This is a genomic window from Octadecabacter temperatus, assembly GCF_001187845.1.
Lineage (GTDB): Bacteria > Pseudomonadota > Alphaproteobacteria > Rhodobacterales > Rhodobacteraceae > Octadecabacter > Octadecabacter temperatus.
The window spans coordinates 532,102-547,136 of sequence record NZ_CP012160.1; the positions used below are offsets into that span (position 1 = coordinate 532,102).

At 50.6% G+C, this 15,035-nt stretch carries 14 protein-coding genes and 1 pseudogene; 10 read left to right on the plus strand and 5 right to left on the minus strand.

Features of this window, described 5'->3' with window-relative positions; all coding sequences use genetic code 11:
* The first annotated feature begins 76 nt into the window (after positions 1-76).
* From OSB_RS02810 to OSB_RS02825, 4 genes are read left to right on the plus strand one after another with little or no spacing between them, the layout of a single operon-like run.
* On the plus strand, positions 77-718 hold the full coding sequence (locus tag OSB_RS02810; RefSeq protein WP_049833553.1) for a ricin-type beta-trefoil lectin domain protein: 642 nt from the start codon (positions 77-79) through the stop codon (positions 716-718).
* A 45-nt stretch (positions 719-763) separates the two neighbouring features.
* Positions 764-2,290 (plus strand): multicopper oxidase family protein, encoded by a 1,527-nt coding sequence (locus OSB_RS02815; RefSeq protein WP_049833554.1) that lies wholly within the window; start codon positions 764-766, stop codon positions 2,288-2,290.
* A gap of 17 nt (positions 2,291-2,307) precedes the next feature.
* A complete protein-coding gene (locus OSB_RS02820; RefSeq protein ID WP_049833555.1) occupies positions 2,308-3,030 on the plus strand; it encodes a response regulator in 723 nt (240 codons plus the stop codon).
* Positions 3,027-4,376, plus strand: coding sequence for an ATP-binding protein (locus OSB_RS02825; protein WP_049833556.1), 1,350 nt, complete (start codon positions 3,027-3,029; stop codon positions 4,374-4,376). The genes OSB_RS02820 and OSB_RS02825 overlap by 4 nt, the downstream gene beginning before the upstream one ends.
* A gap of 345 nt (positions 4,377-4,721) precedes the next feature.
* Here OSB_RS02825 and OSB_RS16990 read toward each other — a convergent pair.
* Positions 4,722-5,152 (minus strand): annotated as a pseudogene (locus OSB_RS16990) (IS3 family transposase); the annotation flags it as partial.
* Between the two features lie 392 nt (positions 5,153-5,544).
* Positions 5,545-6,315, minus strand: a complete 771-nt coding sequence (locus tag OSB_RS02835) for a copper chaperone PCu(A)C (RefSeq protein WP_049833558.1) — start codon at positions 6,313-6,315, stop codon at positions 5,545-5,547.
* Between the two features lie 27 nt (positions 6,316-6,342).
* Here OSB_RS02835 and OSB_RS02840 point away from each other — a divergent pair, with 27 nt between their 5' ends.
* From OSB_RS02840 to OSB_RS02865, 6 genes are all read left to right on the plus strand, one after another.
* Positions 6,343-7,767, plus strand: a complete 1,425-nt coding sequence (locus tag OSB_RS02840; RefSeq protein ID WP_158454099.1) for a hypothetical protein — start codon at positions 6,343-6,345, stop codon at positions 7,765-7,767.
* Positions 7,768-7,852: 85 nt separating this feature from the next.
* The gene (locus OSB_RS02845) at positions 7,853-9,157 is read left to right on the plus strand and encodes an ABC transporter substrate-binding protein (RefSeq protein WP_049833560.1); all 1,305 of its coding nucleotides are present in this window, start codon (positions 7,853-7,855) and stop codon (positions 9,155-9,157) included.
* Positions 9,158-9,192: 35 nt separating this feature from the next.
* On the plus strand, positions 9,193-10,113 hold the full coding sequence (locus OSB_RS02850) for a branched-chain amino acid ABC transporter permease (RefSeq protein WP_049833561.1): 921 nt from the start codon (positions 9,193-9,195) through the stop codon (positions 10,111-10,113).
* Positions 10,114-10,115: 2 nt separating this feature from the next.
* Positions 10,116-11,060 (plus strand): branched-chain amino acid ABC transporter permease, encoded by a 945-nt coding sequence (locus OSB_RS02855; protein WP_049833562.1) that lies wholly within the window; start codon positions 10,116-10,118, stop codon positions 11,058-11,060.
* The gene (locus OSB_RS02860) at positions 11,048-11,779 is read left to right on the plus strand and encodes an ABC transporter ATP-binding protein (RefSeq protein ID WP_049833563.1); all 732 of its coding nucleotides are present in this window, start codon (positions 11,048-11,050) and stop codon (positions 11,777-11,779) included. Before OSB_RS02855 ends, OSB_RS02860 begins: the two co-directional genes overlap by 13 nt.
* Complete coding sequence (locus tag OSB_RS02865) at positions 11,772-12,467, plus strand: ABC transporter ATP-binding protein (protein ID WP_049833564.1); 696 nt, start codon at positions 11,772-11,774, stop codon at positions 12,465-12,467. The genes OSB_RS02860 and OSB_RS02865 overlap by 8 nt, the downstream gene beginning before the upstream one ends.
* A gap of 104 nt (positions 12,468-12,571) precedes the next feature.
* On the opposite strand, the gene OSB_RS02870 is transcribed toward OSB_RS02865, so the two are convergent.
* From OSB_RS02870 to fdxA, 3 genes are read right to left on the minus strand one after another with little or no spacing between them, the layout of a single operon-like run.
* Positions 12,572-13,786 (minus strand): acyl-CoA dehydrogenase, encoded by a 1,215-nt coding sequence (locus tag OSB_RS02870; protein WP_049833565.1) that lies wholly within the window; start codon positions 13,784-13,786, stop codon positions 12,572-12,574.
* A 9-nt stretch (positions 13,787-13,795) separates the two neighbouring features.
* Positions 13,796-14,605, minus strand: coding sequence for a ferredoxin--NADP reductase (locus tag OSB_RS02875; RefSeq protein WP_049833566.1), 810 nt, complete (start codon positions 14,603-14,605; stop codon positions 13,796-13,798).
* Positions 14,606-14,636: 31 nt separating this feature from the next.
* Complete coding sequence (gene fdxA, locus OSB_RS02880) at positions 14,637-14,966, minus strand: ferredoxin FdxA (protein ID WP_049836020.1); 330 nt, start codon at positions 14,964-14,966, stop codon at positions 14,637-14,639.
* Positions 14,967-15,035: the final 69 nt, after the last annotated feature.

Sequence of the window (15,035 nt, forward strand, 5' to 3'; positions counted from 1 at the left end):
TCTTCGGAAGATAATACGGGCAGAGGCACGAGCAACGATAGCATTGTTTTGTCGTAGAATCTATCATTGGTCTGGTTTGCGACAGGCTGCGACAATTCTTTTCTCGGAAAACGGCTTTGATGCTGTCAGGTTTGATTGGAAGCTTCGAAACATTCGTTCGGAAGGAAATTATTTGTCCAAGCTGTGGTTTTATTTTACGGTATCCGGTATTTTGTCGTCTGTTCAACCAGCGGTCGCTGAAGCCCCGATGCTTCAAAACTCCGGACCTGTCATCTATTTGGCGGATAACCTTAATGAGCCAGAAAGGCTTGGCTGGTGCATCGATACCGTCGGACGCGGACTGTCAAATGGGATCCAACTTCACTCGTGCAAGCCGGATAGCGAAGATAGCCGCAACCGAGATGTGTTGTTCACCTTTGATGCGGTAAGCCGACACATCGAACATGCTGAATATTCGGGGCTTTGCTTAGCGCTCAACGCGAGTTCAGCTGAAACGTCTTTGGGGCTCATTGATTGTGAAACAGGTGCGAGGGAACAGATGTTTTCATTTGATGAGGAGACTGGCGCGCTCCATCCCTTGGACCAGCCTAGTCAATGTTTGACAGCTGGACAAAACAGTCGGCAGGCGGGTCCATTTCAGTCGCGCTCGCTCGACGTGATCCCATGTGCCATGTCTGATCCATTACTCCGAACATGGATGATAAAAAACGAGGACTGATCACCGCAAACATAAATTTCCACGACAAAAAAGGAGGCAATAAAAATGGCAACAAGAAATCCCAAACGTGCACATATAAATTCAACAAGTATGCCGAACGCAATCGTGTCTCGGCGTAAGCTGCTTTTGGGGTCTGTTTCCATTGCAGTTCTTGGTGGCGGATTTTCATTTGGTGCACATCGAGCGGTCGCTGGCAATGCGGATGCGTTCTATCGGTTGGTCGTCGACAACCTTGATGGTCGCCAAGTTTACAACGGAAAACCACTCGGGCCTATCATGCGCGTCGCGGCTGGTGAAACGTTGGATGTTGAGCTCGTCAATAATCTGCCTCCTTTGCATGATGATTGTACGGATAATCCCAATCAGCCTCACGGATTGAATACGACCAACTTCCATACCCATGGCCTCCACGTCTCACCAACGACAGATTCCACTGGGGAATTTGACGCCGACAATATCTTCGTGAGCGTGGTTCCTGAGGGGCAGATTGTGAGTTGTGAAGAGATCTGCGGTGTCGATGTCAAATCCCACTTTAGATATGGACGTAACCAATTCCGATTTGAAATACCTGAAAATCACGTATCAGGGACGTTTTGGTACCACGCGCACAAACATGGATCATCGGCGGACCAAGTAAGCGATGGGCTCGCGGGGCCATTGATTATTGACGATGTTCCGGGGAGCATGCCGGAATACATTGAACAGGCCGTTGAGAAGATTTTTTTCATCACCAGCGAAGAAGTTCTTCTGGTCGACCAGGACGGCAGTGCTGTTGCCCCCAGTGAATTCACCATGCGCCCTGGAGAAGTGCAGCGTTGGCGTGTCATCAACGGAAGCGGGAATGGCGCGGATTACGCCTTCTTACGCCCCAGCATTTCTAACTTGGAAATGCATCTGATTGCCTTCGATGGGCTTACGCTAGACAAGCGAGTCGCGGTTAATTTAGAGAACCTTGAGGCACCTTGGTTCAATCCTTCAGCATTGGCTCCGGGAAACCGTGCGGACTTTATTGTGCGTGCACCAGCCGTATTGGATGCCACAACAATTTCAACTGCAGTCAAGTCATCCTTGGACGATTTGGCCAACGACAGTAACCTCGCTCGGTTCATCGATCTTCCGATCACCGTAGCAGGTTCCTCTGTTGCGGCGACATGGTCCGATGATGATGCGTTACCGGGCTCTGGGTTGGTTCCCTTTGACGACATTGAACTGCCAAAGCGCGAGCTTGCGTTCACGCGGCAGCGTACGATCGATCTCGAGGCTTTTGACGGAGAAATAGAAAAGACGCTGCAGTTGAATGCCGCAGAAGACTGGACTGTTTTCAACCGCACGCAGGTGCTTCATGTCTATCATATTCACGTAAACCCCTATCTGATTACCGAAATCGACGGGGAAACCCTCGCAGTAGATAGCCCACTGCGGCGCTGGCAGGACACGATAGGCATCCCCCTGACCGGTTCGGTCGCATTCAAGACGCGATACGAAACGTTTACAGGAAAGTTCGTAATTCACTGCCATGTTCTTCCGCATGAAGATCAAGGTATGATGCAGGTTGTTGAAGTCGTAGCATAAAGCTGGGGAACCTTAGTTTGCATAAATCAGCCCACAGCATACTGATCGTCGATGACTCAAAGGATATTAGGGATTCCTTAGCAACGTATTTGCGTAGGAACGGCTTTCGAATTGTTGTGGCCGAAGATGCAGCGGCAGCCAGGCTGTGTCTGCGTGAGGCCGCATTTGATCTTGTGCTACTGGACATCATGATGCCGGGTGAGGATGGATTTAGCCTTTGCCGTTGGCTACTGGCCAACAAGGATACGCCGGTTATTTTTCTGACAGCAATGACAAGTGAAACCGATCGAATTGTTGGGCTTGAACTCGGTGCCGACGATTATGTTGTCAAACCTTTCAACCCGCGGGAATTGCTTGCGCGGGTGCGTGTCGCTTTGCGTCGCCGCGCGCCCAAAGTGGATGAGGTGGAATTCAAAGTTCGCAAATTTGACGAATGGTTACATGATTCAGCACAAAATGAATTACGCTCTGAGAATGGCAACGTTGTCGAGTTGACGACCTATGAAAACCGGTTGCTTTCGATCCTTTTAGATCATCCCAACACTGTTTTGTCCCGGGCTGTGTTGCTTGACTACGTCGTTGGCCGTGAGGAAAAAGCCTATGATCGTGCAATCGACAATCAAATCGGCCGGCTGCGAAAAAAACTCGAACAGGATGCATCAAACCCGACGTTGCTTCGGACTGTTTGGGGGGGCGGATATCAATTGGTTGCTGTCGTGACAGAATTGGGCGGCGAATGAAGCGCCTCGGACCCTTTTTTAGCAAGCTTGGAACCCAACTCATCGTTTTGCTTGGCGTCAGTATTTTGATTTCCTTTGTCGTCGCGATGATCGCTACTACACTATTTCAACGAGCGAATGATCAATCTTCTCGTGATCAATCGGCGGCGTCGCGGGTTGTCGAGTTGTTTCAAGCCTTGGATGGCTTGTCAGAAACTGAACGCTCTGCAGTTTCAAAAGCTGCCTCAAATCGCACAACAACAATCAGCGTTTCGCAAACGCCGTCGGTTATTGAAACGGCAGACAGCGAACGTTCCAGAGCGCTTGTCGCGCGAGTGCGAGAAGACGTGCGAATTCAAAGTGTCACTGGATCGATCTTGTCTCGCGCACTACCTAACGCATCAATAGATGACCGGAATTCCGCGCGGAGCCGTGAAGTGATTGCAATATCTGCCGAACTATCAGACGGAACTTGGCTAAATTTTCGATCCAGAGCGCCCCAGCGCTGGTACACAAATTCAGACCTGAAATTTATTACATCGATTTTTTTTCTAACGGTCGCGTCGGTCAGTATCGTGTCGGGACTGTTTGTGGGCCGCATCATCGCACCGGTGAAGGCGCTGTCGGCCGCCGCGCGCTCTTCAATGAGCGGGCCCGGATCTACGAAAGTCAAGGAAAGCGGTCCGTCCGAATTGAGAGATGCCGCGCGCGCGTTCAATTCTATGCAAGATGAGATTGAACGCTTTGACAGTGAGCGAAAACGAACTGTCGCGGCGCTGGGACATGATCTTAGAACACCGCTCACAAGTTTGCGTATTAGCGTCGAAGATATAGGTGAAGACGATCTAAGAGATCGCATGATCAGAAATTTGGAAGAGTTAACCCGTATGGCAGATGGGCTGGTAAATTTTGCACATGTAGGGGTCGAAGAGGATCTAACAGACAAAGTTGAACTCTCCGCATTGATTGCAACTATCTGCGCTGACGCAAATATCCCGTTCAAAAGCTGCGGCGAAACATATGTAGTCGGTGGACAAGTTAGTCTTGCTCGAGCTCTTAGAAACATAACAGATAATGCGATCAAATACGGAGAGAACGCCCGGGCAGAACTGCGATCAAGCAAAGGAATTGCACACATTACTGTGTCAGACGAAGGCCAAGGTTTGGGTACAGTAGACTTAGAAAGCTTATTCCAACCGTTCGTTCGAGGTGACAGCAGTCGTAATTTAGAAACGGGGGGGGCTGGCCTAGGGCTCTCTACCTCCCGTCGGGTTGTACAGGCGCATGATGGATCAATTCATCTGGCGCGCAATGAAGCGGGAGGGTTAACTGTGGAAATTAGGTTTCCTCTACCTTTCTTGAGCTAGCAACCTATCAAGCTGATCAAGATCATGAAATATTGGCAATTGTAGGCACGCAACACGACCAACCCGCTGACACGAAGCGGGAGCATCGTGATCCAATAATACTACGGCAACGTATCAATGTCCGCTATAATGGACTGCTCTGCCTTATGTATCAAACCACCAGCAATCTACCCAATAAAAGCAAGTTTGTGACTCCATAATGCAGGTATGGAACACACGCTATTCGGACTTATCAAAAAGTGCGACGAGATTGCGGGCCAGCACAAGGCCGCTATAGTCGCCATCGAGGTCGATCTTCTCGCCAGGACTTTTGCATGTCCCTCAAGCCCTGACGTCAGACAATTCACGCCAACCGACAATCTTGTTGGCAAACGTATCAATAACGAATGCCACATAGACGAACCCTTGCTAGGTTGAGACGCTAGTGAAGTCCGGCACCCAGATTAGGTCTAGCATTGTCGCACGGAACCGCCTGTTCTCTCGGTCCATTGGGTATAGCAAGGATTTGTCCGGCCACGTCGTTTTGATCTTCTTCCCGCGCCGAACCCCTTCGATGCCTATGTCACGCATGAGCCGTTCAACGGTACAGCGGGCGATGCCAAACTTCTAACGTTTCATCGCATGCCAAAGTTTGCGCGCACGATAGACCCATAAGTTACCAGTCCCATCACTGGGTTTAATGCAGTGTCACGTTTGGCGCGATCCGGCGCTTTGTCTGGGTCATTCTCCAAAGCCAAATGCGTATAGAATACGGAAGGGCCAATCTGCAGCACACGGCTGTCGTCACACCATCATGTTGACCACTGTCCGTCTCAGTGCGTCGAGCTTACGCACGAATCGTATCAGGCGCACAGCCGACCTTTGGCGGAATCGATTTGATTACAGCAGACTAGCTGCCAAATTCACCTTGATGTTCGAACACCATCCGCACGGTTCGTTCGCTCACCTCAGGTGAATATCAGTTGCCACATTTTTCTTCTCCAAAACGCAGCATCTTTACTTGTGGGTCTCCGGCAAACAAGGGCCAGTTCACTAACCTATTTTTCAATTCTAGATGGCTGTTGCCTTGGGCATCGGCTGGGCGGCAATATTCCCGTTGAAATGCAAGGTTCCCATTCCATGAAACCTAATCGCGGGTACCAAAAAATTCTCTTTATGTTGCGTACGCCTAATCGATCTGAAATTTTAGGGTGGCCTCGACGGCGTTGCCTCCCGCCACATACGGGCGGTGATCATTTGAGTTGAGTGCGATTCTTAATACATAGTCGCCAGGCATAAGCGCGCCAACTTCATAACGATCTTCGTAAAGGCGACCAAGCTTTAGGCCATTAAGATAGACGTGCGCGTGACCTTCATTCGGCGCGTGGGGCGCATCATCTGAGGCACGGACAAAGATGAAACTCTCAAGCGCAAGGTTGACTTCAAAACCTGCGGCGTTGACCGCGGGGCCAGAGGTGAAGGATATTGCTGGGGAAGGCTCTGCTTCTACACCTTGAGACATGTCGTGGTTCATCATGCCTCCGTCACTTTCCTGAAATGGGCGCAAAACACGAACACCGACTTTGCTCCCATCGTTGAATTCTAAGGAAACGGATTGATAGGACCCTTCTTCGAACTCGCCGTTTGGCACCGAAAGCATCATGTGAGCCCCATCCATTGCCAAGAGCCCTTGGCCGTTCGCAGGGATGACTAGTGATCCCGTTTGTTCGGTGTTCATAATATGCGCTTGCCCACCGGATTCAGATCGAACGCCAGTTAGCGCGACGGCGTCACCCTCATTCGTCATAGTCAATGTAACCATAAACATGTTGCCATTTGCGCCCATTGGGGCCGCACGGGCATTTAGTACAGTTATGGTACCTTCTATGGGGAGGGATTCGAAATAGAATGCCGTTCCAACGACAATGATGCCAAAAATTGCGCCTATTCGCTTTATCATAATTCTTGCCTTTCCGAGCACATTCATATGTATACTAATGACATGAGGCCAAAACTGAAACCAATTTTTCCGTTGCTCGCCGCGCTTCTTCTGAAAAGTGGAGCGGCACATGGGCATGCTGCAGATCAAGGCTTTGTTCTTTTGTTGCCCACCGCCGCCTATATTTCTGGGGGTACAGCGGTCGTCGCCGCCACTATCGCCCTCTTGTTCATTCTGAGAGCCAGTGTCCTAGATAGGGTTTTGTCACCAATTGATACAGGGCTATCGCGGGGCCGACTACGACCGCAAAAACTTTTACAGTTTGTGTCGTCAGGCGGGTTTCTTGCATTGATTTGGCTCGGGATTTCGGGTCCAACAGATCCTCAAGCCAATTTGATGCCCCTTGTGCTATGGACAGTATGGTGGATGGCCATGTTTGTGGTTCAGGGCTTTGTTTTCGACATTTGGCGACTGTTTAATCCGTTGGTGGGCTTTTACGACTTCTTAATGTCAGGTCACAAGTCGCCGCTACGGCTTTCTAAGAAACTGTCGGTTTGGCCTGCTGTTCTAGTTTTCACTGCCTTTATGGGTTTTGTGTTGGCGGATACTGCACCGAACGACCCAGAGCGTCTTGCATGGTTCGCGTTCATGTACTGGCTATTTACTTTTCTCGGAATGACGCTGTTTGGTCGTGACGCTTGGCTCCGTCAGGTCGAATGTTTCACCGTGTTGTTCGACCTACTTGGTACAATGCGTATCGCTGGTGGACTAAAGACTGTGAAGTTGGGATTCCCGGGATGGCAAGCTTTTCAGAGCAAGGAATTTGGGCTTAGTCATGCAATGTTTGTCCTCGTTCTTCTTGCTTCCGGCAGTTTTGACGGGTTGCATGAAACTTTCTGGTGGCTTGCGAAGTTGGGTGTAAACCCTTTGGAGTACCCAGGTCGTACTGCAATGGTTGCATCGACAACCCTTGGCTTAGCTGCTGGAATCATCTCGTTGACTTTGCTTTTCGCGGGGGCCGTTTGGGTTGGGCTGTTAGCCGTAACGCATCATGATGAGCACACATTACCCAAGTTCAAACAGGCATTCATTCGTTTTTCCATTACACTGCTACCAATCGCTATTGGGTATCATTTCGCGCATTACTTTGTGTCATTCCTTGTCCAAATTCAGGTTGTCGTGGCGACATTGGCGGATCCTTTGGCAAAGGGCTGGAACCTGTTCGGATTGGGCGGTGTACGGGTCAAAGTCGGCTTTCTCACGGTGCCAGAAACGGTCAAATTAATTTGGCTGTTTCAGGCCGGAATCGTCGTCCTTTCGCATGTTCTGGCTGTACTCTTGAGTCACAAAACTGCTGAAATGTTCTGCACTCGGCGTCAAAACGTCCTGAGGCTTCAGTTAGGTTTATCTTTTGTTATGGTGGTTTACACGATTTTTGGTCTCTGGCTATTGGCAAGTCCGAGAGGAGTTTGAAAAAACTGTAGACATTTCATTTGTATACATACAAACTAAACCCATAAGCGGCACAAGCTGCACCAGATCAATAGGGAAAATTACAATGACACATGGAACTAAGAAACATACCCATATGAACCGCAGAACGGCACTGACCGGTCTGGGAGCTGGCGTTGGGGCATTGGCTGCAGCAGGCGTTGTGCCCGGGTCACTTGGATTTGCACAAGCGCAAAGTTCTGCACCGATTAAGATTGGCTTCCAAAAGCATGCAACCGGCATCGGCGCCGCATATGGTCGTTGGTATGGTGCGACCACTGACGCTGCCGTAAAACGGATCAATGACAACGGTGGCATCAATGGCCGCCCAGTAGAAGTTGTTGTTGAGGATGATGCAACCGATCCGGGCCGTGGCGCTGAAGTGCTTGAAAAGTTCGCAACACAGCATGAATGCGACGTCGCATTTGGCGCCCTTTTTAGCCACGTAGTCATCGGCTCAGCCCCGCGCGCTGGTGAGTTGAAGCTTCCGTACTTTGTGGTTTCTGAGGGTCACCACGTCGCAGGCGGCATGCTGAACCGATACACGCTTCAGCCAGGTATCACGGATGTGAAAAGCCAAGTTCAGTCGATGGCGCCGTTTGTCGCCAACAATCTTGGTAAGAAAGTCACAATGATTTATCCTGATTTCGCGTTCGGTCATGACCATCGTGACTTCTTCTCTGAAGCCATCGAAGCGCAAGGCGGCGAAGTTATCGCTAAGATCGCCGTGCCCCCAACAGAAACAACGTTTACACGTTACTTCCCGAATATCCCACGAGATACCGACGTTATCTACCACGTCATGGTCGGACCTGCTGTTTTGACATTCGTCAAAGAACTCGGAGAATTCTTTGGTCCCAATCGCCCCGAGCTGTTTGGCTTTATCGACAGCCTTGAAGCCGTCGACATCAAAAGCCCAGGTTTGGAATTCCTCGAGGGGTCATATTTCTGGGAAGGCATGCCTCGTCATGCGCAAGCCAACGACACCGAGTTCCAAAAGAATTACCGTGCAGCGGTGGGTTGTAATGATCGTGGGGCTGCTGTGGATGATCCGTCCAACGTGTCGACTTACGCACACATGTTCGGTTGCTGGGAAACGCTCAACATCATCAAAGCCGGTATGGAGTCAGCTAATTACCAAGGACCACAAGATCGTCCTAAGTTGATTGAAGCGGTGGAAGCGATGTCTGCTCTTCCGGCCTCGGATGACTATCCACAAGGTGATAAGCTGTTTAACGGAAAAACACACCAGACGTTTGGACAGCAGTATATCTCCAAGGTTACGGATGGGACTCTTGTGGTTGAACACACTGCTTCAATCGAAGACGGATTGTACGAAGATGAAGTCGATTACACGACCCAGTCTCTTTGATCCTGACTTTAATATTTAACTAAGCGAGATCACCTATGGAATTTGGGCCTCATCTGATGCTCGCCTCTCTCGAGGGGGCGGTAACATCGTCTATTCTTGTACTCACTGCGATGGGACTAAGTATTGTTTTCGGAGTTATGCGCGTCGTCAACGTCGCACATGGCGAATTCTTCATGCTGGGCGCCATTTTTGCATGGGCGGTTTCAACAACACTCGGTGGCCATCCGGCCATCGGGTTTGCTGCGGCACTTATCATTGCGCCGATCTTTGTCGGATGCATTGCAGCGACGGCAGATCGATTGATCCTTAGACGGATCAATTATGACGTCGATAGAACAATCGTTGCGACGATAGGCGTGCTCTATATCATCCAACAATCAACGCTTATGCTTTACGGCCCCGAAGCGCGCCCCGTAGAGCCTCCCTTCAACACACGCATTTCATTACCTTGGTTTGAGTTTGGTGAAAACGGGTTCGAGATGTTCTGGCCTTGGGGTCTTAGCATAACGAGCTATAAACTTTTCGTAATTTTCGCGGCGGCCTTTGTGTTGTTCGTCTTGTGGGGCGTCCTGACGCGTACAAAATTTGGCTTGATCATGCGCGCAACGCAGCAGGACCGCGATACCGCTCAGGCCTTTGGTGTGCCTGTCGGAAAAGTCTACTCTTGGGTCTTTGGCCTTGGGGCAGGGCTTGCTGCTTTTGGTGCTGTGCTAGTCGTGCCGATCCAACAAGCGCACTACCTGATGGGTGGTGACCCTCTCTTGCTTGCCTTCATTGTTGTCATCATCGGTGGGTTGGGCAGTTTGCCGGGTACCGTGATCGCCGCACTTCTAATCGGTATGAGCGACGGCCTAATTTCGGTCTTCTTCTCGCCGACTCTTGCAAAGATCATAGCCACATTCCTTGTTGCGATGGTCCTTGTGTTTCGTCCTCAAGGCTTAATGGGAAAGAACTAGTCATGAACTCCTTTTCTAAACCCGCCATCCTCCACTTTGGTGTGTTGGCCATCCTCATAGTGTTGTTTTTTGTTCTTCCATCCTATCATGTTGGAGCCTTCTCTCGGATTATGGTCCTTGCCATCTATGCGATGGGGTTCAACTTGTTGTTTGGGTACACTGGGCTGCTAAGCCTCGGTCACGCGATGTTCTTTGCTGCGGGCATGTACGGCTACGGCTTGACGACGAACTTTTTCGGATTGCCTTTGGTGCCAGCGGTTTTGGTGGGCGTGTTGGCTGCAGCGGCGCTTGCTACATTCGTTGGATATCTCGCCCTACGTACTACGGGGGTTGCCTTCATGATTGTGACGCTGATGTTTGCCCAGACGGCGTATCTTGTGATCATTTACTTCGGCGAATTTACCCGTGGTGACGAGGGCTTTGTGGTTCAACAGGCGCAGCGCAATCTATTTGGTATCGATCTGACAACAGAAACCGCACGCTACTTTACTGCATTCGTCCTATTTTCCGTCTGTTTCTTGGCGCTCTCTAAATTGGTGCAGATGCCATTCGGTAAGCGTCTTGTTGCCATTCGAGAAAACGAAGAACGTGCTCGCATGCTTGGATACGATGTCGCAACCTTAAAGCTGTGGGCCCTTATCGTGTCCGGAGCCGTTTCGGGAGTTGCGGGTGCCACCTACGGATTGTTGTTTGGCTATATAGGCGCCAGCTTTGCCGCGGTGCACTATTCCATATTCCCACTCTTGTGGGTGTTGCTGGGCGGTGCGGGGACAACCATTGGCCCGCTGATCGGAGTCATATTCATGTTCTATCTCATCGATATATCCAGCGGGTATACCAACGCATACATGCTTATCGCAGGTCTGGCATTGGTTCTGATCACTATGTTCGCACCCCACGGAATTGTTGGAACACTACGTAAGAGGGTCCTATCATGGCTGCCGTAAATGTACTTGAGGCTAATGGCCTGACGAAAACCTATGGTGGTGTCGCGGCCAACACGGATGTTGATTTTCAACTGCAAAAGGGCAAGATCACTGCGTTGATTGGGCCTAATGGCGCAGGCAAATCTACATTCGTCGGTATGTTGAGTGGGCGCATTCCGCCGACTCGTGGCACGGTTAGCTTTGAGGGTCGAGACATCAGTAAGCTTCCCGCTCACAAGCGGATGCAGATGGGCATGGCGTATACGTTTCAGATCACATCGATATTTCCTGGGCTGACGGTTTACGATAACGTGGCCTTGGCCGCTGGTCGTAAACTGGCGAATGACAAGAAAGCCCATTCCCAAAAAGTACAATCGGTTTTGCAACGTATCGGGCTCGCTGAGCGCGGTGACCAAATCGCGGGTGACCTAAGTTATGGCCACCAACGGGTCTTGGAAATTGCAATGGGCTTGGCACAAGACCCAAAGGTTTTCATCCTTGATGAGCCGACCCAAGGCCTGGCCGAAACTGAAGTCGATGAATTCATCGCTCTGATGAAATCTTTGGCCGGGGAGACCACTATCTTGCTCATCGAGCATAATATGCGCGTTGTCACCGAAACAGCGGACTTGGTCACGGTTCTTGATCAAGGTCGTCTTCTAGCGAGTGGAACACTTGATGAAATTCACGAAAACGAAGCCGTCCAGGCGGCCTACTTAGGAATAACTCCGAATGATTGAAGTAAAAAATGTTCAATCGGGATATGGTCCCGTAAGAGTTCTGTTTGATGTGTCGCTCGACGTAAAGGCAGGGGAAATTCTTTGCCTCATGGGACGCAACGGGGCCGGTAAATCTACGATTATGAAGTCGATCATGGGCCAACTTCCGATTACCGGTGGAAGTATTACTATGGACGGTAAATCGCTAAATACCATGCCGGCGCACCTCATCCCGAAGCAGGGGATTGGATATATCCCGCAGGGCAGGCGGCTATTTAGCGAATTGACGGTTTCTGAGAACATCGAAATGGGTCTTATGACCAGAAACGAAGGTGACGATACCCGTGAATGGGTGCTAGATTTGTTCCCCCGTCTGCGCGAGCGTTTAGGTCAGGTTGCCGAAACCTTGTCCGGGGGCGAACAGCAGATGCTTGCGACGGCACGTGCGTTGTGCTTGCGTCCAAAAGTCTTGTTGTTGGATGAGCCGACCGAAGGGCTGCAACCATCTATGATCGAACAGATCCGGCAGGTTGTCGTGAAAATGAAAGCTGAAGGCTACGCCATCATTTTGGTTGAACAACGGGTTGATGCAGTGCTGTCAATCGCGGACCGCGTAACATTCATCGAGAACGGCAAAGATATCGAAACCGTGGATGCGTCTGAGCTTCGTGAAGATTCCTCTCGGATCAACACGTACCTTGGTGTCTAGTCTCTAAGGCGGCTGACTGTCGCCTTCTTTACCCAACCAACGAAAAAGGGCTGCTGGTGGATTACACCACCAGCAGCCCCTTATGTATTGGGATGAACGTTCCCTTATGCGAAGGCCTGAAGCCCTGTTTGTGCCCGGCCAAGGATAAGCGCGTGAACGTCGTGGGTACCTTCATATGTGTTCACCGTTTCAAGGTTCACCATATGGCGAATGATCGGGAATTCTTGGCTAATCCCGTTGCCGCCGTGCATATCACGGGCGTGGCGCGCTGCTTCCAGCGCCTTACCACAGTTGTTACGCTTGATGAGGGACACCATTTCTGGCGCGGCATTGCCTTCGTCCATCAAACGGCCCACACGCAAAGCGGCCTGAAGGCCCAGTGTGATCTCCGTTTGCATATTCGCGAGTTTGAGCTGGAACAGTTGTGTTTGGGCCAATGGTTTATTGAATTGCTTGCGATCCAAACCGTACTGACGCGACCCGAACCAGCACGCTTCTGCGGCGCCCATCACACCCCAAGCGATCCCGTAACGGGCGCGGTTCAAACATCCAAACGGCCCCTTTAAGCCCGATACATTCGGCAGCAACGCATCCTCGCCCACCTCGACGTTGTCCATGACGATCTCACCGGTGATGGAAGCGCGAAGGCTCAACTTGCCTTGGATTTTCGGCGCGGATAGGCCTTTCATGCCCTTTTCCAGCACGAAGCCTTTGATCTTGCCGTCATGCGCGTCTGATTTCGCCCATACGACAAAGACATCGGCGATCGGTGAATTTGAGATCCACATCTTGGAACCGTGAAGGACATATCCCCCATCCACCTTTGTCGCAGTTGTTTTCATGCCGCCAGGGTCGGAGCCTGCGTCCGGCTCTGTTAGTCCGAAACAGCCAATTTTCGTACCAGCAGCGAGGCCCGGTAGGTATTTCATGCGTTGTTCTTCTGTGCCGTAGGCATAAATTGGATACATCACAAGACTGGATTGAACTGACATCATAGATCGGTAACCACTGTCCACGCGTTCAACTTCGCGCGCGACAAGCCCATAGCTGACATATCCCGCACCAAGGCCGCCGTAGGATTCAGGAATGGTTGTGCCCAATAGGCCCATTTCACCCATTTCTGAGAAAATATCTGGATCAGTTTCTTCTTTTTCGAAGGCATTCATAATCCGTGGTTGCAGTTTTTCCTGCGCATAGGCTTGGGCGCTATCGCGGATCATGCGTTCATCTTCAGACAACTGTGTCTCGATCAGAAACGGGTCACCCCAATTGAAAGAGGATAGGTCTGGGCGGCTTTGTGGGCTTAGGTCATTTGGCATGGTGATTCCTTAATCTACAAACGCACGTTCAACGACAAACGTGTCTGGACGGTTATTGGCGCCTTCTACAAGGCCGAAAGATTCGAGTGCTGCTTTTGTGTCGCGCAGCATCTCCATTGATCCGCAAATCATGCCGCGATCTATTTCCGGGCTAATGGGGGGCAGGCCGAGGTCGTCAAAGACTTTCCCGGACGCCATTAAATCAGTAATGCGACCTTGAAATGGATAATCTTCGCGAGTCGTCGTGCAGTAGTGGCGCAATCCCTGCGCGAATTCACCACACAATGGATCATTTTTAAGTTGCGCAACCAGTTCTTTACCATAATTTAGCTCCGCGACGTCTCGGCACGTGTGTGTCAGGATGACCTCGTCGAATTTTTCAAATGTTTCTGGATCGCGGATCAAGCTCGCGAAAGGGGCAATTCCAGTACCTGTCGAAAACATCCAAAGACGCTTACCAGATAGTAGTGCGTCATTCACAAGCGTGCCAGTTGGCTTTTTCCGCATCAAGACCGTGTCCCCGACCTTAACCTTTTGCAGGTGCTCAGTCAGAGGTCCGTCGGGGACCTTAATCGAGTAAAACTCAATCTCTTCATCCCATGACGGTGACGCGATTGAATAGGCACGAAACACGGGCTTTTCGGCGTTCGGGAGGCCAATCATAACAAATTCGCCGGACCGGAATCGAAAGCTAGACGGGCGTGAAATGCGGAATTTGAACAAGCGGTCTGTAAAGTGCTCAACAGATGTAACCGTCTGCTCAAAGACACCTGCTGGTATCGGGAATTCGTTTTTTGTTTCTTCTGTTGATGCTGACATCGGTTTGTCCTTTTCGCTGGCGCTTTGATGGTTAAGCAGCCGGTTTTTCTGACATAAGGGAGAGTTTATCTGGCTTGTTAGCCCAGTCATCGGCATCCGCAGGCGGCGTTCCCTTTTCAGAAATATTTGGCCATGACTCGGCGTGTTTTTGATTCAGTTCGACCCAAAATGCTGAGTTAGGGATGGTGTCTGGTTTGATTGCGTCGACCGGGCATTCTGGCTCACAGACGCCACAATCGATGCATTCTTCTGTGTTGATAACAATCGTGTTTTCACCCTCGTAGAAACAATCTACGGGGCAGACTTCGATACAGTCTTGGTACTTGCAGTTGATGCAAGCGTCGGTGACAACATAGGTCATGGAAGCCTCATTCATTTGTATACTAATGAATATGCGCCACTGTTAGGCCTGTCAACAGTCGAGATTCTT